Annotated in this window: 21 protein-coding genes and 1 pseudogene; 10 read left to right on the top strand and 12 right to left on the bottom strand. The window is 65.2% G+C overall.

The genetic code is table 11. The features are described 5' to 3' along the window. Positions 1-44: 44 nt before the first annotated feature. From OKA11_RS01690 to OKA11_RS01675, 4 genes are read right to left on the bottom strand one after another with little or no spacing between them, the layout of a single operon-like run. Complete coding sequence (locus tag OKA11_RS01690; RefSeq protein WP_267218498.1) at positions 45-1,112, bottom strand: ABC transporter substrate-binding protein; 1,068 nt, start codon at positions 1,110-1,112, stop codon at positions 45-47. 32 nt (positions 1,113-1,144) lie between these two features. Then, entirely contained in the window at positions 1,145-1,996 is an 852-nt protein-coding gene (locus OKA11_RS01685; RefSeq protein WP_267218497.1) for an ABC transporter ATP-binding protein, read from the bottom strand. Positions 1,997-2,004: 8 nt separating this feature from the next. Continuing rightward, on the bottom strand, positions 2,005-2,775 hold the full coding sequence (locus OKA11_RS01680; RefSeq protein WP_267218496.1) for an ABC transporter permease: 771 nt from the start codon (positions 2,773-2,775) through the stop codon (positions 2,005-2,007). Beyond that, complete coding sequence (locus tag OKA11_RS01675) at positions 2,772-3,566, bottom strand: ABC transporter permease (protein ID WP_267218495.1); 795 nt, start codon at positions 3,564-3,566, stop codon at positions 2,772-2,774. Before OKA11_RS01675 ends, OKA11_RS01680 begins: the two co-directional genes overlap by 4 nt. Before the next feature lie 329 nt (positions 3,567-3,895). Between OKA11_RS01675 and OKA11_RS01670 the strand changes: the two genes are divergently transcribed. Further along, complete coding sequence (locus tag OKA11_RS01670; RefSeq protein ID WP_267218494.1) at positions 3,896-5,212, top strand: lipase family protein; 1,317 nt, start codon at positions 3,896-3,898, stop codon at positions 5,210-5,212. A 199-nt stretch (positions 5,213-5,411) separates the two neighbouring features. Next, complete coding sequence (locus tag OKA11_RS01665; RefSeq protein ID WP_267218493.1) at positions 5,412-6,497, top strand: LLM class flavin-dependent oxidoreductase; 1,086 nt, start codon at positions 5,412-5,414, stop codon at positions 6,495-6,497. A 172-nt stretch (positions 6,498-6,669) separates the two neighbouring features. Here the strand turns inward: OKA11_RS01665 and OKA11_RS01660 are convergent, their stop codons facing one another. Further along, a complete protein-coding gene (locus OKA11_RS01660) occupies positions 6,670-7,065 on the bottom strand; it encodes an ArsR/SmtB family transcription factor (RefSeq protein WP_267218491.1) in 396 nt (131 codons plus the stop codon). Between OKA11_RS01660 and OKA11_RS01655 the strand changes: the two genes are divergently transcribed. Next, positions 7,058-7,408, top strand: a complete 351-nt coding sequence (locus OKA11_RS01655) for a putative quinol monooxygenase (protein ID WP_267218490.1) — start codon at positions 7,058-7,060, stop codon at positions 7,406-7,408. The two genes, OKA11_RS01660 and OKA11_RS01655, sit on opposite strands and share 8 nt — an antisense overlap. Before the next feature lie 71 nt (positions 7,409-7,479). Here OKA11_RS01655 and OKA11_RS01650 read toward each other — a convergent pair whose 3' ends face one another. The 3 genes from OKA11_RS01650 to OKA11_RS01640 all read right to left on the bottom strand — a co-directional run bounded on the left by OKA11_RS01650 (position 7,480) and on the right by OKA11_RS01640 (position 11,609). Beyond that, positions 7,480-8,229: a siderophore-interacting protein gene (locus OKA11_RS01650; protein ID WP_267218489.1), complete on the bottom strand. Its 750-nt coding sequence runs from the start codon at positions 8,227-8,229 to the stop codon at positions 7,480-7,482. A 25-nt stretch (positions 8,230-8,254) separates the two neighbouring features. Continuing rightward, on the bottom strand, positions 8,255-8,860 hold the full coding sequence (locus OKA11_RS01645; RefSeq protein WP_267218488.1) for an O-methyltransferase: 606 nt from the start codon (positions 8,858-8,860) through the stop codon (positions 8,255-8,257). A gap of 118 nt (positions 8,861-8,978) precedes the next feature. Continuing rightward, a complete protein-coding gene (locus OKA11_RS01640) occupies positions 8,979-11,609 on the bottom strand; it encodes a TonB-dependent receptor (protein WP_267218487.1) in 2,631 nt (876 codons plus the stop codon). 379 nt (positions 11,610-11,988) lie between these two features. Here OKA11_RS01640 and OKA11_RS01635 point away from each other — a divergent pair, with 379 nt between their 5' ends. Both OKA11_RS01635 and OKA11_RS01630 read left to right on the top strand, forming a co-directional pair. Further along, a complete protein-coding gene (locus OKA11_RS01635) occupies positions 11,989-13,188 on the top strand; it encodes an LLM class flavin-dependent oxidoreductase (protein ID WP_267218486.1) in 1,200 nt (399 codons plus the stop codon). Then, positions 13,185-13,772 carry a malonic semialdehyde reductase gene (locus tag OKA11_RS01630; protein WP_267218485.1) on the top strand — a complete coding sequence of 196 codons (588 nt, stop codon included), beginning with the start codon at positions 13,185-13,187 and terminating at the stop codon, positions 13,770-13,772. The genes OKA11_RS01635 and OKA11_RS01630 overlap by 4 nt, the downstream gene beginning before the upstream one ends. Before the next feature lie 95 nt (positions 13,773-13,867). On the opposite strand, the gene OKA11_RS01625 is transcribed toward OKA11_RS01630, so the two are convergent. Genes OKA11_RS01625 through OKA11_RS01615 form a run of 3 tightly spaced genes read right to left on the bottom strand, consistent with a single transcriptional unit; the run spans position 13,868 to position 17,340 of the window. Continuing rightward, positions 13,868-14,548, bottom strand: coding sequence for a class II aldolase/adducin family protein (locus tag OKA11_RS01625; protein ID WP_267218484.1), 681 nt, complete (start codon positions 14,546-14,548; stop codon positions 13,868-13,870). A 12-nt stretch (positions 14,549-14,560) separates the two neighbouring features. Continuing rightward, positions 14,561-15,601, bottom strand: coding sequence for an ABC transporter substrate-binding protein (locus OKA11_RS01620; RefSeq protein WP_267218482.1), 1,041 nt, complete (start codon positions 15,599-15,601; stop codon positions 14,561-14,563). A gap of 56 nt (positions 15,602-15,657) precedes the next feature. Continuing rightward, the gene (locus tag OKA11_RS01615; RefSeq protein ID WP_267218481.1) at positions 15,658-17,340 is read right to left on the bottom strand and encodes an ABC transporter substrate-binding protein; all 1,683 of its coding nucleotides are present in this window, start codon (positions 17,338-17,340) and stop codon (positions 15,658-15,660) included. 707 nt (positions 17,341-18,047) lie between these two features. On the opposite strand from OKA11_RS01615, the gene OKA11_RS01610 reads away from it, so the two are divergent. From OKA11_RS01610 to OKA11_RS01590, 5 genes and pseudogenes are all read left to right on the top strand, one after another. Continuing rightward, on the top strand, positions 18,048-19,286 hold the full coding sequence (locus OKA11_RS01610) for an LLM class flavin-dependent oxidoreductase (protein WP_267218480.1): 1,239 nt from the start codon (positions 18,048-18,050) through the stop codon (positions 19,284-19,286). Between the two features lie 11 nt (positions 19,287-19,297). Continuing rightward, on the top strand, positions 19,298-20,830 hold the full coding sequence (locus OKA11_RS01605) for an ABC transporter substrate-binding protein (protein ID WP_267218479.1): 1,533 nt from the start codon (positions 19,298-19,300) through the stop codon (positions 20,828-20,830). 129 nt (positions 20,831-20,959) lie between these two features. Next, positions 20,960-21,562 carry a type 2 periplasmic-binding domain-containing protein gene (locus tag OKA11_RS01600; protein ID WP_267218478.1) on the top strand — a complete coding sequence of 201 codons (603 nt, stop codon included), beginning with the start codon at positions 20,960-20,962 and terminating at the stop codon, positions 21,560-21,562. Between the two features lie 57 nt (positions 21,563-21,619). Then, entirely contained in the window at positions 21,620-21,859 is a 240-nt protein-coding gene (locus OKA11_RS01595) for a hypothetical protein (RefSeq protein WP_446686314.1), read from the top strand. A 30-nt stretch (positions 21,860-21,889) separates the two neighbouring features. Continuing rightward, positions 21,890-22,309: pseudogene (locus OKA11_RS01590) on the top strand (hypothetical protein); the annotation flags it as partial. Positions 22,310-22,428: 119 nt separating this feature from the next. On the opposite strand, the gene OKA11_RS01585 reads toward OKA11_RS01590, so the two are convergent. Then, a complete protein-coding gene (locus tag OKA11_RS01585; protein ID WP_267218477.1) occupies positions 22,429-23,550 on the bottom strand; it encodes an MlaA family lipoprotein in 1,122 nt (373 codons plus the stop codon). Positions 23,551-23,654 lie beyond the last annotated feature (104 nt).

Genomic DNA, 23,654 nt, shown 5'->3' with positions numbered 1-23,654 from the left:
TATGGATCGCGCCGGGCCTTGCTTTTTGGCGATTGTGGGGACGGTCAGTTCTTGGGATCGGTCCACCAGCCTTCCAGCTTCAGGTCCTTGGTCGCCTGATCGACGTATCGCCGGTCGATCAGCTTGGAAACGTCCACCTTCTTGCGCGTCAGGCCGGTGCGGAAGGCATAGTCGGAGACGAAATCGAAATGCTCCTGAATGGCGGGGCTGGGCAGGGGGGAGAAGCGCTGGCGCCAGGGCAGCGGGTTGTTGTCGGTATCCTTCACGACGGCAGCCAGCGGGGTGCCGCCCAGCGTACCCCACGACAGCACCGTGTCGCGGTTCTTCTCCTGGCTGGACCAGTAGGCCTGTCGCACGAATGCCGTCACCACGGTCTGCACGATGTCGGGATGGGCATCGAGGAACTCCTTCCGCGCAAAGGAGCCCGCCACCATCTTCCAGCTTTCGGGGGCATTGGCGGTGGACCACAGGATGCGCGCCAGTCCCTTGTCCTGCAGCACGTAGGCTTCGGCCTGGATCAGCACGATGGCGTCCACCTTGCCGCTGGTGAGGGCCGCCTGTCCGGCCACGGCGTTGACGTTGATGATCTTGAAATCGTCGAGCTTCAGCCCTTGCGACTGGACGTAGCGGGCAAACCCGGCTTCCCACGGGCGCCCGCGATGGAGCGCGATCCGCTTGCCCTTCAGGTCGCGAAGGGTGCGCGCCGTGGAATCCTTGCCCACGGCAAGATAGATGTTGGTGCTGCTGCGGCTGGGCACGACGAGGCGTAAATCCACGCCGCCAGCCATCGCGATGACCGAGGGCAGGTCGCCATAGTTCGCCATGTCGATGGTCCTGGCCGCGAACCCTTCGTTCACCACCGGGCCGCCGACCGAGGCGGGAACCGGCACCCAGCGCGCATTCCAGCCCTTCTTCGCCAGTTCGGCGTCCAGCCATCCGTCTTCCTGAATGCGGGCGATGCCGCCGACGAACTCGTTCTTGCCGTCCTTGGGAGAGACGATGCCGGCGATGTCGACGATCTTTTCATCCGCTTGCTTGCCCGATGGGGAGCAGGCCGTCGCCAGGGCGAACAGCGGCAGCAGCAGGGCCAGTAACGTGCGGCCTTTTGTCATGGTGGGAAAGCTCCGGTGCAGGGCGTTCAGGTTCAATTGCGGATACGGGGCGGGAACGAGACAAGCGTGCCATCATCCTCGCGCGGTTCGCGGGTGAGTTCGGCCAGGATCTCGTCCTTCAGGCGGTGCAGCAGGGGCGAAGCGCGGTCGCGCGGGTGGGGCAGGTCCACATCGACGATCCGCGCGATACGTCCGGGTCGGGAGGACATCACCACCACCCGGTCGCCCAGGAACAGCGCTTCGTCCACGTCATGGGTGACCATGATCATGGTGGTGCCGGCCTCCATCCAGATGCGCTGCAATTCGGCCTGCACTTTGACGCGGGTCAGCGCGTCGAGCGCGCCCAGCGGTTCGTCCAGCGCCAGAACCTTGGGCTCGTTGACCAGCGCGCGGGCGATTGCGGCGCGCTGGGCCATGCCGCCGGAAAGCTGGTACGGATAGGCATCGCCGAAATCGGCAAGACCGACGAGGGCAAGATGCTCGGCAATCAGCCGGTCCCGCCGCTCGCGCGGCAGCTTCTGGTTGAGCAGGGCGACTTCCACGTTCTTGGCCACCGTCATCCACGGAAACAGCCGGTGGTCCTGGAACACCAGCCCGCGTTCCAGTCCGGTTCCCGCCACCCGCGCATCGTCGAGCCGGATTTCGCCATCGTAATCGGTGTCGAGCCCGACGATCAGGCGCAACAGCGTGGACTTGCCGCAGCCGGAGGGGCCGACGATGCTGACGAATTCACCGGGCCGGATGGCGAGATCGATGCCGTCCAGCACGGTCATGGCCTTGCCGCCGATGGCGTAGTGCTTGGACAGGCCGGAAATGCGCACGGCACCCGTTCCGGTGCTGGTGGGGCGCAAGGCGGGGTCGCGCAGGATTCGGGGATCGGACATCGTAATTCCTAATTCCGGATGGGGGGCTGCCAGCGCAGCAGGCGCGCGCGAAGCAATCCGAAGAGCTGGTTGAGAGCGAAGCCCATCACGCCCACGCAGGCGACGCAGACCAGCACGACATCGGTGCGGGCGGCGACCTGCGCGGCCATCATCTCGGTGCCAAGGCCGGCGGTGGCGCTGAACAGCAGTTCCACGCCGATGGTGGCGATCCACGAGAAGGCAAGGGCCTGCGAAATGCCGGTGAAAATCAGCGGCAGCGCACTGGGCCAGGCGATCAGGCGCAGCGCCTGCCAGCGGGTGAAGCCGTAGAGCCGGCCCACTTCGGCATAGCGCGTCTCGATCGCCTGCATGCCCTTTTGGGTGTTGAGCACCGTCGGGTAGAAAGCGGAAAGCGAGACGAGCAGCAGCTTGGCGCCGTCGCCATTGCCGAACCACAGCGCCACCAGCGGCAACCAGCCGAGGATGGGAACCTGCCGCAAGGTGGTGATGAGCGGGGTGGCAGTACGGTCAAGCAGGCGGGAAAGCCCGGTGGCCACGCCGATCGCGATGCCGATCGAGCCGCCGATCAGCAAAGCCGTTAGCGCGCGTTGCAGGCTTGCGCCAGCCTGGAACAGCAGGGTCCCATCGGAGAGCATGTCCACGAAGCTGCGCCCGATCTGTTCGAGCGGGGCGAAGGCATAGGCATGGCCGGCGCTCTGGCGCGATTCCCACTCCCACCAACCCAGTACCAGGGCGGGGAACAGCAGCGCCAGCGCTGCGGGTTTCAGACGCGGCGTCATGCGGTCCTCCAGCGGCTGAGACGGCGTTCGAGGCGGACCACCGAACCGTCGAGCAGGAAGCCGATCAGTCCGGTCACGATCACACCGCACAGCACGACGTCGATCTGGAACAGCTGCCGCCCCATCTCCATCATCTGGCCAAGCCCGCTGTCGGCAGCGAGCAGTTCGGCGGCGACCAACGAAAGCCAGCCGCGCGTCAGGCCAAGGCGCAGGCCGGTCAGCACTTGCGGCACCGTGGCAGGCAGGATCACCCGGCGCAGGAACGAGGCCAACGGCAGGCGATAGAGCCGCGCCACTTCCCGGTGGCTGGCCGGAATGTCGCGCACGGCGTCGTGCGTGGCGAGCGCGGAGGGAAAGAAGCTGGCGATCGCGACGATCACGATCTTGAAGCTGTCCTCCACGTCGAAGAACAGGATCAGCAAGGGAATGAAGGCGATCACCGGAACCTGGCGGACGCAGGTGAAGCTGGGCCAGAGCAAGCGATGGACGTTGCGCGACAGCGCCATGGCGACCCCGGTGGCGACGCCGATCGTGCTGCCGGTCAGGAATCCGCAGGTGAGGCGATAAAGGCTGGCGGAGACATGGCGCTCCAGCTCACCGCTGGATGCAAGGGCCAGCAGGGTCGCCCCCACTTGTTCGAGCGGAACCAGCACTTGCCGGGGCCATAGCCCGCTGAGCGCGGCCAATTCCCAGGCGATCAGGATCGTAACAATGGGCGCGATCCGAAGGAGTGTGGTTCGATAGGCAGATAGCGGCGAGGAGCGCGATCTTCCGGGATTGTCTGCTGGCACTGCGCTGCATCTCCTGCGGCCTTTGCGACCGGTTTGGATTTCAGCAAGGTCCGTGCCAGTCCCGCGAATGGGGCGATCGGCGTCCGGCGTGGCTGGCTGGAACTGCGCAACTGTCGAAAATTGCGCAGCGGGCTGCGCGGATCCGACCATTCCGGCACCGGCGCGCAGATTTGCGCAGCACGGCGCACGTCTGTGTAGTTCGGGCCAGCCAAAACCCTTGCGCGTCCGCCCAAAATTCAGGAATTTCGGCCGTTCCCGGGCCGGAAATCGGATCGGCACGCTTGTTGCTTTTGCAGGGGCTTGCGCAAGACGATGCGAAAGGTTCCGTCATGAAGCCGACCTCCGATACACCGCAGCCAAGAGGCCACCGCAGACTGGGGCAGCACCTTGTTGCGCTGGCCAGTGCCTTCGCCTTGGCTTCCTCTCCGCTGCTATCATCCGCCGCGATGGCCCAATATGCCCCGCAACCGAACCCGGAGCAGGGCGACGGGCGAGTATCGGCCTTCTACGAATGGAAGCAGGCGATCCCGGAGGCGCCGGGCAAGCTGCTGCGCAGCGAACCGCTGCCGGAAACGATCGGCCTGTCCAGCGCCGGTCGGCAGCTTCGCATACTCTACAGCTCGACCAGCGGGTTCGACAGCAAGACGCCCATCGTCGTCTCCGGCGCGCTGTTCCTGCCCAAGGGAACGCCGCCGAAAGGGGGCTGGCCGGTGATCGCCTGGGCCCATGGCACGGTGGGACTTGCCGATATTTGCGCACCGTCCTGGGCCGGGCGGTCGTACCGCGATACCATCTATCTCAACCGCTGGCTGGAGGAAGGCTACGCCGTCGTCGCCACGGACTATGAAGGGCTGGGCGTTCCGGGGCCGCATCCGCTCATCAACATTCCGGCAATCTCCTACGGCGTGCTCGACAGCATTCGCGCGGTGGTGAACGGAGTGCCGGACATTGCCAACAATGCCGTGATCGTTGGCCAGTCGCAGGGCGGGGCCGCCGCTTTCGGCGCGGCTTCCTACGCGCCGACGTATGCGCCCGACATTCACCTGAAAGGCGCAGTCGGTACCGGCGTGATCTACAACCGCCCGCCGGAACTGGGCCCACTGCCGCCGCCGCCGGTCAAGGCGAACCCCAATGTCTTCGATGAGGCGATCGTCTACAGCCTGTTCGGTTTCGTGGTGGCGCAGCAGTTCGATCCCGCGCTGCAATTCTCCGACCTGTTCACCGCCAAGGGCATCCCGCTTGCCGAAAAGGCACGAACCGCTTGCCTTGCGGCGGTGGAGGGCGATGCCGCATTCGGCGCCTTCACCCGTGCCGAGACGTTTCTGGACACGCCGGGCGAACGCTATCGGCGGTTTCTAGCCTCGGCCGACGACAGGACCGCGCGTTACAGCCGCTATCCCACCCTCAAGCTGCAAGTGCCGATCTTCATCGGCACGGGTGCGTCTGACCTGACGCCATCCGCGCTCAATCAGTTGACGCTGATGAAGGACGCCTGCGCGGCGGGATCGGTGGTGGAGGGCCACGTCTATGCAGGGCTTGGCCATAGCGCCACGGTCAACGCCTCGCTGCGGGACTCGGTGCCGTTCGTGAAGAAGGTCTTCGCGGGCGAGAAGATCACGCCGGTCTGCGAACCGCGGCTGCAATGATGACCGGGCTGGCCAGTCCCCATGCTGCGCGAAAGTGGCCTTTTGTCCGCCCGGATGCTGCGAAAGCACCATCCGGGCCGGGCCGTCTCATCGGCGCATTCCGGCGGAAAACGGCGGCGGATTGCGGGTGACGGGGACTGGCATCGTTGTTGCTTCAGGCAGCGCGTGGCCGGTCGGGCCCAGATGCAAGGAGTGATCGATGCCAGTCGAATTCGTCGGAGGCCTGTTTCCGCGCAACCAGCTCAATCCATTTGGCGCTTATGGTCAGGCGCCGGACCTCACCTATTTGCGCGATCTGGCGCGGGCGCACGAACATGCCGGCTTCGATCGGGTGCTGATCGCCAATGGCGGGGCCGATCCGATCTTCCTGGCCGCCTATGCCGCCGCGCACACTGACAAGCTGGGCTTCATGATCGCCCATCGCCCCGGCCTGACGCCGCCCACGGTGGCCGCCCGCGCCTTCGCGACGCTGGATCACACGACCGGCGGGCGCGTGCGCCTTCACGCCATCACCGGCTTCGCGGCCGAGCCCGAGCATGGCGAGACGCTGGTGGACAAGACCGAACGCTATGCCCGCGCGGACGAGTATCTCGAAATTATCCGTCGATCCTGGACGTCCAGCGACCCCTTCGACTTTGCAGGCAAATACTATCAGGTGAAAGGGGCGTTCCTGCCGGTCAAACCCCTGAGCAAACCCTATGTGCCGATATCGGTGGGGGGATCTTCGGATGCGGCCTATCACGTGGCGGTCAAGCATGCGGATCTTTACGCGCTCTGGGCCGAACCCTTGGCGGACACTGCCGCGCGGATTGCGAAGCTCCACGTCATCGCCGCCGAACACGGCGTTTGCGCGCCGCGCGACAGTCTCTCGGTACGGCTGATCATTGGCGAGACCGAGGAACTCGCCTGGGCCAAGGCGCGCCGGATCGAGGCGGCGCTTCGCGCCAGCCATGCGGCAGGCTCTCGTGGCGGCGATCGCGGGCAGAGCGGTGGCGGCCAGCGCCAGCTTGCTTTCGCCCGGCAGGCTGAACGGTTCGACCGTGCGTTGTTCCTCGGCACGTCAACCGCGATTGGCGGGGGCACCGATTCCACCTCGCTGGTCGGCACACCCGATACCATCGTGGCGGCCCTGCTCGATTACTATGACCTTGGTGTCACCACGTTCCTGAACCGGGGCTACGATCCCTATCCCGACGCGGTCGATTATGGCCGTTACGTGATTTCTGCCGTTCGCGATGCTGTGCGGCAGCGGGATGATGAGGCTGCAATCAGGCTCAGGGCCTGAGCGCCAAGGCACAAGGCGGCGTTCGCAGCGCTGGGCGCGAACTACCGCCTCCTTCCTATGCGATGAGGGACAACCCGATCGCACTCCGGAAGGGCACTGGGTGGCGCAGTGCGGGCTTCGGCGGTCTTTCCCTGTGCGCCGAAGACGTGCTGCGCCACTTGCGGCGGCCGGATCAATCGCTAGCTTCTTCCATCATTACGATGGTGAGCAGACCCGGAAAACGCGCTTCCAGATCGCGCCGGCGCAACGTTGCCGCACGGCTATTTCCGCGATCGACCTGCTGGATAAGCCCCGCGTGGCGCAAGACCTTGAAGTGATGGGTGAGCGAGGCCTTGCTGACGGGAAAGCCGAAGGAGGCGCAAGTCCGCTCGGCCTCTTCCGGCAGGCGCGCAAGCGTGGCGACGACATGACGGCGCAAGGGATCGGCAATGGCGGCGAGCACCGCACCCAATTCGATCTCGTGAAGCTCAGGATGGCCATGTTCGTCGGGCATGCAAGGTAAGCCTTTCATATTACCTTCGGCAAAGGTATGGCTATCTTTATACCAATGGAGATGAACGATGTCCAAGAATGCGCTCGACTTGCCGCAGCTCCAAACCGGAGAGACCGGCCCTTATGCATTGGCGGGCACTGCGCGGGCCAAACCCGGATGTGCCGATGCGCTGGAGGCGCGCCTGGTCTCGATGGTGGCGCCGACCCGGCAGGAAGAGGGCGCGCTGGCCTATCACGTGCACCGAGATCGTTCGGACCCGTCGCAGTTCTTCTTCTACGAAGTGTGGCGCACGCGGCAGGATCTCGAAGAGCATTTGGCCATGCCCTATGTCCTCTCGTTCCTGGAGGACCGAAGCGATTATCTGGACGGCGATCTTTCGATCACCTGGCTCAGGATGGCGAGCCCGTTCACAAGCTGACGAATGGCGCGAGGCAGCGTGATGGACCGCGATCCATCGCGCTGCCTTGGCATTAGATCCTGAAACTGGGCTCAGTCGTTCAGCTTGGAGTGGGAATCCGCTTCGCCCTTGCGCCAGTAGCCGCCTGCCTTGATCCATTCGCGCGGGTGCTGGCGTTCGTCCAGAATGTACGCGCGGACGGCCCGGGCAACGGCGGTTTCCGCCGCGATCCAGACGAAACCGTCACCCTGAGGCAGTTCGACATCGCGCAGCGTAGCAAGCAGCGCTTCGGGATCATCCGCGCGTTCTGCCGGGCGATGGGCCCAATGTGCGGTATGGCGCGCGGCGGTGTCGAACGTCTGTTCCTCAGCGGCAGAAGTCACGGCAACCACGCTGATCGCTTCCACGCCTGCGGGGAATTCCTCGATCCGGCGCCCGATCGCGGGCAGGGCGGTCTCGTCGCCTAACAGCAGCCACCAGTCGAACGTGGGCGAGACCACGGCAGAACCGCGCGGCCCGCCGATCTCGATTTCGTCGCCGGGCTTGGCGCCGAGCGCCCAGTGAGTTGCCGGCCCTGCCTCATGGACCGCGAAATCCAGCGCAAGACGGCGCGTTTCGGTGTCGTAGCTGCGCGGTGTATAGTCGCGCTTTTCCTGCCGGCCCGCCTCGTCGGCGGGGAGGAACAGCTTCACATGATCGTCAGCGCCAAGGCTGATGAAGTCGGCAAGTTCTTCGCCTTCCAGCACGACGCGGATCATGGCGGGCGTGACGTGGAACTTCTCGGCCACGGTCAGGCGGCGTCGGCGGGTTTCGTGGCGGTGTCGGATGATTTCATGCTTCATGTGAGGGGAAGTCTCCGTGGGGGGATCAGAGCGGGTCGTAGCGGCTGACCTCGATCCCCGTGCCTACGGGGAGGAGGACGCTGGTCATGCCGGGCAGCGCGCGCACGGCTTCGCTGTAAAGGCGGGCGTTTTCTCCGCCGGGGCGGATCATATTGTCGGCAACCACGATCGCGCCGGGATTGAGGCGGGGATAGAAGGCACGCAGAGCGGGGACGTAGAGGTCTTTCCAGAGATCGAGCAGCACGAAATCTATCTTTTCGTCCAGCCCCTCGATCAGTTGTAGTGCATTGCCGACGCGGAAGTCGATGTGGCCCTCCAGCCCTGCCTCGCGCGCTTTCTCGCGGGCATGGGCGGACTTGTAGTCCTGAAGTTCCAGCGTGATGACTTTGCCGCCGGAGGCGCGGGCCGCTTCCGCCAGCCAGATCCCGGAATAGCCGTAAGAGGTGCCGATCTCCAGTATTGTCGGCGTTTGAAGACTGCGGGCGAGGATATTGATCAGGCGGCCGGTTTCGGGGCCGACTGCCAACAGGCGTTCGTCGATATCATCGCGGGAGGCGGGGCGGGGCAGGTTGCGCTCCCGCTCGATCCGCGCGTGATAGTCTTCCAGAACTGACGAGACGATTTCATCCATTCCTGTTCTCCGGCTGAGACCTTGCGGGTCGTCGCCGGAGAAAGGTAACCGTTCTCAAGATGGATTCAAGATATATCTGGATAGGACTTGTAACAGTTCGTATCGGTTTTCAATCGCCCTAGAAATTGACCCCGAACTGCGCGACGATGGAGCGGCCACGGGTGGGTTGCAGGAAGGTATTCGTGGATCCGGCCAACCCGCTCACGAAGTTGAGCTGGTTGGTCAGGTTCTGCACCTGGATCGCGGCATTCCAGCGCGGTTGGCGATAGAACAGGCCCAGATCGAGGTTGTAGCTGGTGGGGATCCGCACGGTCTTGCTCAGGTTCAGCCACCAGGGGCTGGTCAGCCAGCCGGAAAGCTCCGCGCCGAAGCCGGAAGGGTGCCGCCAGTCGACATAGCCGCTAAGGCTGTACTTGGGGATCTGTACCGCGTCGTAGCGGCCGGCGGGAAGCTGGTTCAGCACATTGTTGTCGCTGAACACGGTGCCATTGTCCGGCACGAAGCCGCGCGGCGCGAAGCCGGTCTGCGAGGTATATTCGTTGTAGGCCGACAGGTAGTTGAAGTTGATCCCCGTGCGCCACGCTTCGCTGGGCTGATAGCGCAGCGTCGTCTCGATCCCTTTCACGATCAGGCGGGCGATGTTGTTGAACTGATCGGGGCTTTGATCGCGCGCCTGCCGGAACCCGGCAAGCGTGACAAAGAGTTGCCCGGCAATCGGTTCTGCCTTGATACCGGCTTCATAGAGTTCGCTCAGGCTCTTGAACTGAAGCGGATTGAGCAGGTTGGCATAAGTGCCGCTACCCCAACTGAGGCCATTGGCAAAGCCGCCGGTATTGATCGCGATCGACCGGTCGTACGTGAAGTAGATCGTCGAGTTCGCGGTCGGCTTCACATAGGGGCTGACCTGCACCGAATAGAGTTTGTAGATGCCGCTGTCGGCCCGGTCGCTGCCGCCGGGCAGGACGAACGGGTTCTTGATCGAGGCATCGACCCAGCTGTGGCTGCCGCCCACGTTGAGACCGGCGAATTCGCCGAACTTCAGGTTGTGCTGGGTGAAGATCGTGGTGGTGCTCCATTTCGATTGCGAGGTGTAGGAAGCCACCGATTCCGCGTAGAACCCGTTGCCAGCGTAATACATCGGCGGCAGGTTCAGCCAGCCGAGCGAGCTGGAATACTGCGGCACGCCGGCCGTGCCGATCCAGGCGGCATTGCCGCCATTGGGGTTCGACGCGGTCAGCCCCAGCAGGTCCCCGGGGTTCTTGGTGGCAGGATCGAGCGTCAGGTCATAAGCATAGATGCTGGTGCCGAAGCTGTTGTTGGCCGCGATCGATCGGTTGGTCTCGCGGCGGTAGATCACGCCGGTATTGCTGTCGTCCTCGATCCCCAGGCCCAGCAGGTTCGCGAAGCGGTGACGCAGTTCCAGGCGGTTGTCGAAGATGCGATCGCGCGACTGCACCTGGAAGGCGCCGGTGGCATCGGTGGTATCGTTCGAGCGCTCGTAGAACGTGCTGTTCACCAGGCTGGTGTTCTCGTCGAAGTCATAGTTCAGCTTGAGCTGTGCAGTGATGCGCTTTGCCGTATTCTGGTCTTCCGCGCGCTGGGCGGCCTGGCGGGATAGCTTGACCAGTTCGTTGCCTTCCAGCGTGGGATCGTAGACCCAGCCGCGCAGGGTGCCGGGGCTGGTCTGGGTATTGGGCGATGCGGTCTGGAACGATCCGGGGACGACCACGTACTGGCCATCCGCATTGCGCGTGCGCTTGACCCAGCCGAGCGTGGCGGAATCCGCTGCGCCGGAGGCGAAGACCGGAGACCAGTACGTGGAGCCGTTCTGAAGGATCGGCGTCGCGCGGCCGGCATAGTAGAGGCCGTCGTCCACCAGTTCCTGCGTGGCACGGTTCCAGCCGTGGGTCACGTTCCAGTCGTAATAGTTGTCGTAGGAGAAGTTCGCATCGGCATGAAACTGGCTGTCGGGTTTCCACGATAACGCGCCATAGAACGCATAATAGTTGTTCTTGACGTTGTCGTAGTAGTCGTCCTGCCTCTGCACGGTAATGCTGGTGCGGTAGGCCAGAGTGTCGCTGATCGGGCCGGTATCGTCCCCGCTGATGGTGAAGCCCAGCTTGCTGTCGCCATCCGGGATCAGCGTGCCGATGCGCGTGGTGACGCTGGAGTGGCGCTCATCGAAATCGGGCTTCTTGGTGATGTAGTTGATATAGCCGCCGCTGCCCGTCACCGATCCGAAGATCACGGAGGAAGGGCCTGCCACGATGTCCGCACCTTCATAGGCATTGAAGTTCGCGGGGTGGCGCACCGAATAGCCGCGCTGGCCATCCTGGAAGATTTCCGTTGCCTGTCCGCGCAACTGCGGCGCTATGCCTGCATTCTGACCGCCGCCGCGGGTGATGCCGGGCGTATACTTGGCCAGATCGTCCGAACTGAGGATGATGTCCTTGGTCAGCTGGTCGGTATTGATCTGCGTGACCGAGCGCGGCGTGTCGAGGATGCTTTCGCTGGTGCCGTAGATCGATGTCGGCGCGCGCGCCGGCAGGATCGAGGTTTCCTTGTTCAGACGATCGGCATTGACCGTAATCGTGCTGCCGCTCCCCTCGGCATGGTTTTCGCTACCATCTCCAGCGGCATCGTCGGTTGCGGCGGCCGCAGCAGTGCCTGAAGTGGCCGCCGCGCGGGCGGCGCCCGGCACGACAAGGCCAAGGATACTGATGCCGAGAAGGTATTTGGTCACACGCATGAACTGTTCCTGCCTTGAGCCGGTGAATCCGGTGCTTCTCCGGGTGAAGCCGAACGCCCCTGTTGCGCGCCCCGATGGATCGCCACACCCTTGCGTGCTGTTCAAAGCAAAGCGCGTGCCAATGGAGATAATGGCGACATTCCAGTGAAATCGATTGAGAGCGCTGTTGAATTGCGTGCAGTTCTGCTGCGCATTGTTCAGTTCCCGGTTCGGTTATGAGCTTAACTCCGGCGCTTCGATTGGCTGATCCCCACGCGAAACAGGTCATGGCCCAAGTCTTGCTTTGACGGCTTCGACGGCGGGCCCGCGTGCGAAATGCCGCAGCCCGTCCGCGAATGCGGCGGCGCATCGCCGCGCACGTTCGAAAGGTTGAGCGAACATGGCAGTCAAGATTCTGTGGTATCTCACCGCGCCCGATGGCGTGGTCCCGTGGGAGGAGAAGGGGCGGTGGGATACCGGCTTCGACCATCTTCAGCAGCTTGCCGCGACGATCGACAAGCTGGGCTATTACGGGGCGCTGCTCGCCACCGGCTATGGCGGGAACGACGTGCTGACGGTGGCGGCGGCCACGCTGTCCGCCACCCGCCGCATGACGTTCCTGGGCGCGGTGCATCCGGGCCTGCTTTCGCCCGCGAAACTCGCGCAGATCGCGCTCACCATCAACACGTTCTCGGGCGGGCGGCTGGCGCTCAACGCGGTGAACGGCAATGATGCGACCCAGCAGGCCTATGGCATGCACCTGGCGCACGACGAGCGCTATGACTTCAGCCTGGAATACTGGCGGGCGTTCAAGCATGCCTATTCCGGCGCGCCCGAAGGCTTCCACGGCAAATACATCCAGCTCGCACCGCCGCCGCCGGGCGGCTATCGCCCTGCCCATGCGGGGGCGGAGCGCGAACCGGTGTCGCTGTGGGGCGCAGGCACGTCGGCGCCGGGCGTGGCCCATTCGGTGCAGCTTCTCGACACGTATCTCAGCTTTGCGGATACGCCCCAGCGCCTGGGCGACAAGTTCCGCCGGGTGGGCGCAGAGGCGGCGAAGCTCGGCCGCTCGCTGGAATATGGCACCCGTCTCCAGATCATCGTGCGCGAGACGGAGGAGGAAGCCTGGGACTATGCACAGTGGCTGGTCGACCAGACCTCGCTCGACTACGCGCACCAGTCGCTGCGGCGGCAGCTCCCGCCGGGCGAAACGCTGGAAACCTATCGCAGCCCGGACGAACGGATAAACCGCAATCTCGATGCGATCCGCGCCGGACGCCTGCCGAAGGCGCGCGATTACGAGATCTATCCGAACATCTGGACCGGTCCCGCGCTGCACGGCTTCGGACTGCTCGGCCCCGGCGCCGGCACCACGCTGGTCGGCAGCGCGGAGAACGTTGCGGCGCGCATACGCGAGTTCGAGGCGCAGGGGGCGAAGTCGTTCATCCTGTCCGGCTGGCCGCTGATCGAGGAAGCGCACCGCGTGGCGCATCTGCTGTTCCCGCTGCTCGATCTCGATCACGGCTTCGATGTGCCGCTGCTCAATGCGCGCCGCGCGCGTTCGTTCGTTCCCGCCAGCCTGAAGGAGCCGCAGCCATGACCACGACTGTTCCCGCCGAAGCCCTGGACCAGATATTCGGCGCTGCGCGCAGCAACCACCGCTTCGTCGATCGCGCCGTCGATGATGCAACCCTGCGCGAGCTCTACGAACTGACCAAGCTGGCGCCGACCGGGTTCAATGCCCAGCCCGCGCGCTATGTCTTCGTGCGCAGCGAAGAGGCCAAGGCCCGGCTTGCTCCGGCATTATCCAGCAGCAACCGCGAAAAGACGCTGGCGGCGCCGCTCAACGTGATCGTCGCCTGGGACAGCCGCTTCTTCGAACATCTGCCGGCGCTGCTGCCCGGCCGCGATGTCAGCGCGTTCTTCGTGGAGGAGGAGCGCATCCGGTCCGCAGGCGTGTTCAATGCCACCCTGCAGGCTGCATTCCTGATCGTGGCAGCGCGCGCTTTGGGACTGGACGCCGGCCCGATGACTGGCTTCGACGGGGCTGCGCTGGACCGGGCGTTCTTCCCGGATGGGCGGCTCCGCTCTCTACTCGTCCTCAATCTGGGTTACGGGGATCGCAGCGAAATGCGCGAACGCGGCCCCCGGCTTGCTTTCGAGGAGGCGGTTCAGGTTCTGTGACTTTGCGGGAAGGGCCGCCTGCGTTCATCGCGGCGGCCCTTCCTGCGGGCCGGGCCTGCTGCCCCCGGACAGGCCGGCCAGTTGGGTCAAATTTTTTAGACGGGCGCGAATTCGCGGGTGTAGGAGCGGCCTTGCTCCAGCAGTCCGGTCCGCTTCCATTGCAGGTCCAGCGCGCCTTCGGTGTACGTCTGCGCGCCGCCGATCTGCGCGGCGATCGCCTGCAAACGTGCGGATTCCTCGATCAGCAGGATCAACTGCGCCGTTTCGACAATGCCCTTGCCCCAGAAGTTCGCCCCGCCATTGCTTTCCAGCAGGCCGGGTGGCGGCGCCAGATCGGGATAGGCGTCCAGCCGCTGGCGGATCGTGTCGAGCACGCTGACGCGGCGTTCGAGATGGTTGGGTATCTCCCGCGCAAGCAGGTGGCGCTGCGCGGCGACGTAGAGGATCGGGAAGGGTTTGTGCGCCAGCGACCATGCCGCAAGGTGCGGCGTATGCGCATGGATCAGCGTGTCCGCCCCCAGTCGTTCTTCATTGAGGACGGAATCCGGGTGCTCCGAAAACGGCGTGGTCGTGACTTTGATCTGCGCATCGCGCGACCATGGCGCGGGAAAGCGGATGGCGAGCAGCAGATCGCGCCCCGGTACGCGGTGGGCGATGTTGAAGATCAGGCTGGCGGTCAGCGTGCCGCTGTCCTTCAGGAATTGGAAGGCATGGGCGGCATCGTCACGCGCCTTGGCGATATAGTCGGCCAGTTCGGCGTCGGCGGTCTTGGGCATGGCTGTGCCTCCTTACTCGGCCGCAACGCGCGTTTCGGCGGCGACCAGCGCAGCGGCTTCTTCCAGCGGGCCGCGATCGATCCACTCGGCCACGTCGAAATCCGCTTCCAGAAAGCCCCAGTCGCGCAGGAAATCCTTCTGCGCGGACAGCCCGGCGATATAGTCCTCGGTCAGTTTCGGATGCAGGCTGGTGGCGTAGTTCGGGAAAGTCGCCGCAATCGTCCGCCGGTCGGAACGGCCATCCTCGCGGGTGAGGGCATCGAGCGCGGCGCCCGGATTGGCCTCTGCCCAGTCCGCCGCGCGGATCAGTGCGGCGATGTAGCGCACCACCAGATCGCGGTGTTCGGCAAGGAAGCTGCGATGCACGGTCAGCGGGCGCGGTGTGCCGTTGTTGATGCGGTGGAGCGGATCGGGCTGATCGGTCAGCCGCACGAGTTCACGCAGGCGTTCGGCATGTTCGTTGAACAGCCGCAGGCCGGAGGACTGGCGCAGGAACACGGCATCGACGCGCCCGTCGAACAGCGCCTCAAGCTCGGCGGCGCCGGACTCCCTGCCGCCGTTGCCGCCGCTGGTGCTGGTATTGCCGCGTTCCACCGGCACGTCCACGAAGGTCACGTCCCCGGCGCTCAGACCGGCGAGGGAAAGGCCGCTGGCGAACCCGTGGAAATTCGCGCCGCGCTGGAAATCGATGGAAATGCCTGCGTAGAGAGGCACCGCCAGCCGCTTGCCGCGCAGTTCGGCCAGTGAGCGGATGCCGCTGTCCCCACGCACGACGATGGACTGGAACTCATCGACCCAGCTGATCGCCAGCACCACGGTATCGGCGCCTTTGGCCCGTGCCCAGATCGGGGGAATGTTGCCGCCTTCGCGGAACATTGCGGGGATCGAATGGTCGAAATGGCTTTCGCGCACTGCGCTGTCGTTCGATTCCTGGAGCGATCGCAGGATCACGCCATTATCGGCGAATGCGTCATGCAGGAAGTTCTCCTGGATCGCGATAGTGGATGCCGTCGCGCCGCCGCAGCGGGTAAACCAGATTTCGGTATCGCTCATCTGAAGGCTCCTTGGTTGAATGGGCCAGGGGGGGGAATGGGCCAGGGGGGGATGGCTCAGGTCCGGCGCCACAGCGCATCGGTGCGCCAGGCGGAAAAGGCGGTCCGGTCCGGGGTGACGCCGCCGATCAGGCTGGATGAGGCATCCTCGTTGTTCGCGAAGCCCCAGATCAGCAGCCCGCCGCGTTCATGCTGGATGCGCTGCGCTTCACCGACGAGGGCCTTGCGCTTTTCGACGTCGGGCTGTGCTGCGGCCGCGGTGACCAGCCGGGTGAATTCGGCATCGTTGAAATGCGTGCGGTTGCCGGCTGAGCGCGGCCCGTCATGCTGCTGCAATGTCAGCAGGAACGGGCGCGACACGCCGACCAGGGTGCTGAAGGTCCAGTTGTTCTTGTCAGGTCCGTTGAAAATGGAATCGTCGACCAGCCTGATCTTTACGTCGACCCCTGCCTCGCGCGCCTGTTCGGCAAAGACGATGGCGGCATTGCCCCCCGCGCCCGCCGTGGTGACGAGTTCGACGGTCAATCCGCCGGCATGTCCGGCGGAACGGAGCAGGCTGCGGGCTTCGGCCAGATCGCGCCGGCGCTGGGGAATGGCATGGTTGAAGGTAGGGTCGCTGGGCGAGTAGAGGTCGTTCGCCACGCGGCCCTGCCCATGCAGCACGCGCTTCACCAGTTCCGGCCGGTCGGCGATCAGGCGGAAAGCCGCCGCAACGCGGGGATCGTCGAACGGGGCTTTCGACAGGTTCATCGCGAAGCCGTGCCAGGCATCGGTTTCGGAAGAGACGACGCGAAAGTGATCGGAAGAGCGGAAGAATGCCAGCTGTTCGAAGCCGATCGTCGGCGCAATGTCCACTTGCCCGGTCTGCATCGCCTGAAGCCGGGCGATGGGGTCCTTGAAGTCGATGATCTCCACTTCGTCGAGGTAGGGCTGGCCGGGCTTGTAGTAGTTTTCGAACCGGCTGAAGACGGATCGCTGGCCGGGGGTGAAACTCTTCAGCCGATAGGGGCCGGCGCCCACCGGATTGTTCACCGGATCGTAGTCGGTCGGCACGATGCCGCCCCAGCTCATCCAGAGTTCGGGCAGGGCGGCAAGTCCTTGGCCCTGATCGAAGGGAATCCGGACCGTCAATGGATCGAGCGCGCGGACATCGCCGCGCCGCAGCGAAGGCAGATAGGAACCGTAGGGCGAGGCGAGCCGGGGATCGGTCAGCCGCCGGATCGAGAACACGACGTCCTCGGCCGTGATCGACTTGCCGTGATGGAATTCCAGCCCTTTCTTCAGGCGGATCGTCCATTCGGTGGCATCGCCGTTCACTTCGGCGAAATCGGCAAGGGCAAGGCCGGGATTGGCCTGCCGGTTCCATTCCCACAACTTGCTGTAGAGCGCCCAGCCCCGGAAAGACCCGGTGCCGAGCGGCTTGTGCGCATCGAGATTGCCGGTCTGCGCACCCGCGATGATCGCGATCCGGGCCTTGCCGCCCCGACTGGGCGCGCCGCCGGAAGCGCTGGTTCCGGGCTTGTCGGCGCCGCAGCTCGAAAGCAGTCCCGTGGACAGCAGGCCGCCAGACAGTGCCGCCCCGCGCGTCAGGAACGAGCGCCGTGACTGGTCGGTCACAGCGCTGCCTCTGCGCACACGCCATCTCGCGGCCGGGACACGGATCTGGCGATAGCGGGCGATGATGCGGCGGACGACATGGGAAGGCTCTCCTTGCAGGATGGTGCGAAGGGGAGGGAGCAAGGGGCGTGCCAAGCGCGGAATTTGCGGATTTTTGGGTGTGGCGGGAACGGCAGCGCTGCGCGGTTCTCAGCGGCGATGTTCGGTTTGGTGCAGCACCGGCTTGACAAATATAACCAAATAGGTTAGTTTATGTGTATCCGTTTTCCCAATTGCGCTCTGGCCAGGCACTTGGAAAAGCGGTCCATCGGGTCGGCGCCGAGGGCGGGGACGCGGGCAAAGCCGCGATCGCGCAATCGATGCGTCCAATATACCCGGACCTGTTCATCGTGGCTCCGGCCCGGTCCGCCTTTCAGCCGGTTGGACTTTCCCGGATGTCCCCTGGCCGATGCCCGACGCGAGCCCGCTTGCTTCGGCCAAGCAACAGGTCCTGACCCTAAGGCCGCGCCGGACTGCCCGTCGCTATCCGGCCATTCGCAAGTGACGACGGACGACCCTCCCGCGCTCCGCAAGGACGCTTCCGACGCCGGCCCGATTTTCTCCCTCGGCTGCGTATTTCCTCCGGCGTTATCCCGCGCTCGCCAGCGGGTGATGTGCCGTGTCCGGCGATTTTTTCGCGCCGTTCGCCGCCACTGCGCGGGGTTGCGCAGATGCTGGTGATTTCCGCGCAATTCGGGCCGGTTTTCATGCGGGAATCCCCGAGTTTTGGGATGATTTTCAGGATTGGCACGGTTACTGCTTTGGAAGGTGGCACATCTTGGAGTGCCGCCATGACCATCGAGTTCTTCGCACGCCTGCCGCTTCACGGCGAAACGCAATATATTCCCGGTGACAACCGCAATCGCGGCGACTGGAACCGGCAGCCGCACGCCAGCACCGGGGCGGTTTCCTCGTCCGAGGTGGGCGATGATTTCGCCTATGTGGACTACCTCTCCCAAGTCGCCCGCGCGGCAGAGATCAACGGATTTTCCGGCGCGCTGCTGGTCAATGCGCCGTTCGGGGATGAGCCGTGGATCGTATCGGCCGCACTGGCGCGCGAAACGAAGCGGCTGCGCTTTGTCGATGCATTTCACCCCGGCCATTTCAGCCCCTGGCAGGCGACGCAGATGGCCGCGAGTTTCCAGCGGATCAGCGGCGGCCGGCTTGTCTGGAACGTGATCCAGGGCGGTTCGGATGGATTGCTGCGCGCCAATGGCGAACCGTTGCCGCATGACGAGCGCTATGTCCGCGCCATCGAGTTCCTCGATCTGGTGAAGGGGTTCTGGGCGAACGAGAGCTTCCACTACAAGGGCCGCTACTACGAGGCGAACGGCGGCGGCCTGCGCGGTCCGCTGGCGCGGGCACCGATCCCGACGATATGCTCGGCCGGCACCAGCGATGGCGCCAAGGAACTGGCGGCCAAGCATGCCGATTACTATCTGGTCCTTGCGGAATCGCCTGATCACGTCGCGCGCAACATCGCCGATGTGAAGGCGCGCGCGGCGAAGTACGGCCGCGCCGATCATATCCGCTTCGGCGTCTCCGTGGACGCCATTGCCCGCGAGACCGACGAAGCCGCTTATGCCGAAGCCAAGCGCTTCTTCGACGAGGGCGTGCGTGCAGGCACCGTGAAGGCGGCGGCGGTTCGCTCCACCCAGATGTCCGATACCAACCGCGCCCGCTTCGAGCGCTACAACGGCCGGGAGGTGGCCGACTTCGACGATCTGTTCGTGGAGCCGCATCTGTGGGGCGGGTTCGGTTACATCGGCATCCCGCCGGGCTTCGCATTCGTTGGCAGCTACGAGAACGTCGCCGCCAAGATTCGCCAGTTCGCCGATCTCGGGCTCTCGTGGTTCTTCATCAACGGCTATCCGCATCTGGAGGAAATCTATCGCCTGGGAGAGCACGTCCTGCCGCGCTTCCGCGCGCCGAAGCTGGTGTCGGCAATCGGCAATGCGGGAGAGGGGGATGGCGAGCAGGCGGTTCCGCTGGTTTCGGGCGGCGGCCTTGCCGCGCGCGGCAACGGGTGAGGGGCGGCGTGATGGACGGTCTTACCAGGCGCGGCCTGATCGGCGGCGCGGCGGGCGCGGCGCTGCTGCTGTCCGGCTGTGGGCGGCGGAGTGAAAGCGCGAGCGAGGCGCCGGCACAGCCCAGGCGCGGCGGCAAGCTGCGGCTGGGCATTCTGGACGGCGAACGCTCCGGCAACCTTGACGCGCACAAGCCGCTCGGACTGGGCAGCACGATCCGCGGCTTTGCGATGTATGCCAAGCTGTGGGAGTGGGATGACGACATGATGCCCCAACTGGCGCTGGCGGAATCGGTGGAGCCGAACCGCAATGCCAGTGCCTGGGACATCCGCCTGAAACCGGGGCTGGAGTTCCATAACGGCAAGTCGATCACGGCGGACGACGTGCTGTTCTCGATCCGGCGCATCACCGATCCGCAACTGGCATCGCCCTACGGTGCGCTGGTTTCCCCGGTCGATCGCGATGGGGTGACCAAGCTGGACGCGCGTACCGTGCGTATCCCGATCCGGGAGGGGCATGGCTTCGTCGCCCTGCCGGAAACCTGGACGAACTTCGGCGGCATCGTGCCGACGGACTATCATCCGGTGACCAACCCGATCGGCGCTGGCCCCTATCGGATCGATCGGTTCGAGCCCGGCCAGCGCGCCACGTTCAAGCGCTTCGATAGCTATTTCAAGTCGGGCCGCCCCTATCCCGACGAACTGGAAATCATCGAGTTCAAGGATCAGACCGCCCGCATCGCCGCGCTGCTGGCGGGGCAGATCGATCTGGCCAACGCCATCCTGCCCGAACAGGCCGGGCTGGTACGGCGGGACAGCCGGGCGCGCATTCTCGTGTCCCAGACCAACGGCTGGCAGTCGTTCGACATGAACACGAAGGCCGGTCCCTTTGCCGATGTGCGGGTGCGGCAGGCCTTCCGCCTGCTGGCCGATCGCGACGAACTGGTGCGCCGCGCGCTTCAGGGGGAAGGGCGCGTGGCGAACGATCTCTATGCCCCGCAGGATCCGACTTTCGATCACGCGATTGCCCAGCGCAAGCAGGATCTGGATCAGGCGCGCAGCCTGCTGAAACAGGCCGGGCAGGAGGGGCTGCGCAGCGAACTGGTTGTCGGCCCTCTCAATGTCGCGCCCGCGCTGGTCTTGGCCGAACAGGCCAAGCGGGTCGGCATCGAACTGAAGCTCAGGCAGGTCGATGCGGCAACTTTCGCGGGCCCGGCGAAAACGAGCTGGGCGATCAGCAGCGGCGGCACGCTGGGGGTGCCATGGCTGTCGACCGCGCTGCACATCGACGCGCCCAGCGCGGCCGCGAACAAGACCAATTTCCACGACCCGGCCTTCACCAAACTGTTCGGGCAGGCCCTGGCCGAGCCGGACTTGGCCTCGCGCGCACAACTGGTCCACCAGATGCAGCGCATCCAGCACGACAGCGGCGGCCTGCTGATCTGGGGCTTCGCCAATACGCTGGACGGGGTGGGGCCCCGCGTAGGCGGGATCAAGGCGGAACGCTCGCACTTCCCGACCTGGCGTTTCGACCGGATGTGGGTGTGAGCATAACCGGACAGTCGCCGCGCCGCGAGCTGCGCAAATTTGCGCAGTCCGACGCCCGCTGCTGGCCAGAGTGGCGGATTTCCGCCTTTGGCACGGCGCTTGCTGTGTCAGGGGAATAGTGGAGTTCCAATGACCGACAATGTTCGCACCCTTGGCGAGACCGCACCGGCGGGACGGCTCGACCGCATTCTCTTCACCCGCTGCCCGGTGCCGACCGCATCGGGGATCGCCCATTCGCTTGGCTGGCTGGGGGAGGAATTCGCCCGCGATGGCCTGCGCGTCGAAGCGTTGCAGGACAAGCCGCGCGCCATGCGGGCGCATCACAACGAGCACGATCTGGCCGGCCTGTTTCGCGAGGGCGGCAACATCCCGGCACTCGCCACCAAGGCCCGGGGCACGCCTACGCAAGTGATCGGCCTGACCTGGATCGACGAGTTGCAGGCGATCCTGGTTCGCCCGGAGACAGGGCCGATCGAACCTGCCCAGCTCAAGGGCCTGCGCGTGGCGCTGCCGGCCTGGAGCGTGACGCGCGGCGGCAGCATCGCGCGCGGCATGTCGCTGGCCGGCATCAAGGGCGCACTGGGGATCGCGGGACTGACGCTGGAGGACGTCACTTTCGTGGATGTGCCGCTGGCGCCCCCGTCCGAGGATTCCGCCGTCAATCTTGCCCGCATGTGGTCGGGCATAGAGGCATTGGCCGCGCATCTTCCGTATGGTCGAGGAACGCCATGATCAGCTCGGGATCGAAATCCTCGATCGTTAGGCTCGCTTGCCCAGTTTGAGCGCGATCTGATCCGGGAGCGCACCCATGCAGGCCTCAAGGCCGCTCGCGAGCGAGGTCGCCCCGGTGGGCGGCGGCCAGTGGTCACACCTGACAAGCTCCGCAAGGCGCGCGAACATATCGCTTCCGGCCTCACAGTTCGCGAGGCCGCCGCGCGCCTCAAGATCGGCAAAACCGCCCTCTACAAAGCCCTCGAAGCCACGGAGAAGAACACAAAGTCCCAGCGTTCCCGGTCCGTTCGCTCTTAGCGTGCAGATAAGTCACTTTCGTGCAGTCACCCCATGCTGGCCGTGCGTACCGCCGGCCTGTTCAAGCTGGATGGTGCGGTCGGCATCGCCGCGCTCGCCGGTCGCCTGAAGATGGACGAGATCGCGCTGACCCGCGCCTTCACCCATCTGGGCGAGGCTGTCGGCATCGACTGGGTCCAGTCGGCCGCCGCCCGCATGGAACCGACCGATCCGTGGGAACGCCTGCTCATCTCCGGCGTCGCGCGCGACATGCAGCAGGTGCGGCTCGACTTCCTGGCCCAGGGCAAGGGCAAGGACGTGTCGGACCATGTCGAGAAATGGCTGATCGAGCGCGGTGCGCGCATCCAGCAGTTCCGCGCCCTGGTGCAGCGCGCCAAGGCAGCGGCGTCGCCCAATGTCGCGATGCTCGCGGAAATCGCCGGTCAGGCCCGCGGCCTGCTCGGCCGCTGAGGCCATCGCCCCTTCCCGTCAGCGGGAAGGGGTTTCAACCGCCCCCCCCCAAAAAAAAAAGAAAAAGGCACCCGATCCAGTGATCGGGCGCCTTTTTCTTTTCCGTGCCTTTGATGCGATCAGCGCGGGTCGGCGGGCAGCGGCTGAACCATCAGCGGCTTGGGCGCCGGTGCGGGGGCTGGCGCAGCAGCGGGCGCAGGCACCGGCTCCGCAGCAACCGGGGCCGCAGCCTCCGGCGCATCGGCTGCCGGCTTGTCCTTGCCCGGCACGCGCAGCCCCGGACCATAGACCGGCGTCACGCCCGGCGTGTAGCGACCGTGCAGCGCCTCGATCTCCGCCTTGCGCTGGTTGAGATAGAGGTCGCGATAGCTGCCATAGGGATTGTCGTCGGAACGGATCGCCTGGATGCGCTCGTCGAACGCCGCGCGCTCGCCCAGCTGGTCCAGCACCGCCATCGGAATGACGACCGTGGGCTGGGTGAAGGGCTTGCCCACCGCGAAGGGCAGGATCATCTTGTCGACCGTGTCGCCGATGATGTCGCGCAGCGTCGTCGGGCCGACCAGTGGCAGATACATGTACGGCCCCGGCCCCACGCCATAGAAGCCCAGCGTGTTGGCTAGGCCATTGGGACGATAGGGCAGGTTGAACGGCTTGCGCTTGGCGACGTCGAACAGGCCAAGAAAACCCAGCGTGCTGTTGATGCCGAACCGCCCCGCCGTCTCGAACGCCTTGCCCGGCTTGAACTGCAGCATATAGGCCGCGAACACGACCGGCTCGCCCAGGTTCGAGAAGAAGTTGCGCAGCCCCTTGCGCACCGGGCGCGGCAGGCCCTTGTTATAGGCCTTGGCCACCGGCTCGATCAGCGCCTTGTCGACGGCCTGGACCGCCTCGAAAGACTGTTCGTTGATCGCGGCGAAGGGATCGCGCTTGCGCAGGCCGGTGTCGCCGGTCACGACGATCGCATTGGGATCGACCGGCACCTCTTCCTTGGGCTGCTCCGCGATCGGGCTCAGCGTCGGCAGCACGACCGGCGGCGGATAGGGACTGTCGGGTGACGGCGCCTGTGCCGGCGCCTGTGCCGGCATCTGCGCGGGCTGGACCGGATCGGCAGGGACCGTCTGGGGCGTTTCCGCCGGCGCAGGCGCCACGGCCGCAGCCGGCACCAACGGAGCGCCGCTGTCCACGGCCTCCCCCTGTCCCGCCATCAGCATCATTCCAGTGGCGGCAACCGAAAGCAGCATAAACCTGCATTCCCCAAGTGGCGTGTCGTTTGAGGTGAAGATCGCCTGTATCCGAGCGCTAGACAAGGATTTTCTGCCGCAAGCGGCACCTGCGGTCGCGCAGA

Source organism: Novosphingobium clariflavum (genome assembly GCF_026420865.1).
In the GTDB taxonomy this organism is placed as follows: Bacteria; Pseudomonadota; Alphaproteobacteria; order Sphingomonadales; family Sphingomonadaceae; genus Novosphingobium; species Novosphingobium clariflavum.
The sequence above is the reverse complement of the archived record's forward strand: the minus strand, read 5'-3'. Positions and strand labels throughout refer to the sequence as shown.

Bases quoted from the DNA above. Each gene is read 5' to 3' on its own strand.
- OKA11_RS01670 (WP_267218494.1), top strand. From the start codon at position 3,896: ATGAAGCCGACCTCCGATACACCGCAGCCAAGAGGCCACCGCAGACTG.
- OKA11_RS01635 (WP_267218486.1), top strand. From the start codon at position 11,989: ATGGCAGTCAAGATTCTGTGGTATCTCACCGCGCCCGATGGCGTGGTC.
- OKA11_RS01665 (WP_267218493.1), top strand. From the start codon at position 5,412: ATGCCAGTCGAATTCGTCGGAGGCCTGTTTCCGCGCAACCAGCTCAAT.
- OKA11_RS01585 (WP_267218477.1), bottom strand. From the start codon at position 23,550: ATGCTGCTTTCGGTTGCCGCCACTGGAATGATGCTGATGGCGGGACAG.
- OKA11_RS01650 (WP_267218489.1), bottom strand. From the start codon at position 8,229: ATGAAGCATGAAATCATCCGACACCGCCACGAAACCCGCCGACGCCGC.
- OKA11_RS01645 (WP_267218488.1), bottom strand. From the start codon at position 8,860: ATGGATGAAATCGTCTCGTCAGTTCTGGAAGACTATCACGCGCGGATC.
- OKA11_RS01685 (WP_267218497.1), bottom strand. From the start codon at position 1,996: ATGTCCGATCCCCGAATCCTGCGCGACCCCGCCTTGCGCCCCACCAGC.
- OKA11_RS01655 (WP_267218490.1), top strand. From the start codon at position 7,058: ATGTCCAAGAATGCGCTCGACTTGCCGCAGCTCCAAACCGGAGAGACC.
- OKA11_RS01625 (WP_267218484.1), bottom strand. From the start codon at position 14,548: ATGCCCAAGACCGCCGACGCCGAACTGGCCGACTATATCGCCAAGGCG.
- OKA11_RS01630 (WP_267218485.1), top strand. From the start codon at position 13,185: ATGACCACGACTGTTCCCGCCGAAGCCCTGGACCAGATATTCGGCGCT.
- OKA11_RS01690 (WP_267218498.1), bottom strand. From the start codon at position 1,112: ATGACAAAAGGCCGCACGTTACTGGCCCTGCTGCTGCCGCTGTTCGCC.
- OKA11_RS01605 (WP_267218479.1), top strand. From the start codon at position 19,298: ATGGACGGTCTTACCAGGCGCGGCCTGATCGGCGGCGCGGCGGGCGCG.
- OKA11_RS01620 (WP_267218482.1), bottom strand. From the start codon at position 15,601: ATGAGCGATACCGAAATCTGGTTTACCCGCTGCGGCGGCGCGACGGCA.
- OKA11_RS01640 (WP_267218487.1), bottom strand. From the start codon at position 11,609: ATGCGTGTGACCAAATACCTTCTCGGCATCAGTATCCTTGGCCTTGTC.
- OKA11_RS01680 (WP_267218496.1), bottom strand. From the start codon at position 2,775: ATGACGCCGCGTCTGAAACCCGCAGCGCTGGCGCTGCTGTTCCCCGCC.
- OKA11_RS01600 (WP_267218478.1), top strand. From the start codon at position 20,960: ATGACCGACAATGTTCGCACCCTTGGCGAGACCGCACCGGCGGGACGG.
- OKA11_RS01610 (WP_267218480.1), top strand. From the start codon at position 18,048: ATGACCATCGAGTTCTTCGCACGCCTGCCGCTTCACGGCGAAACGCAA.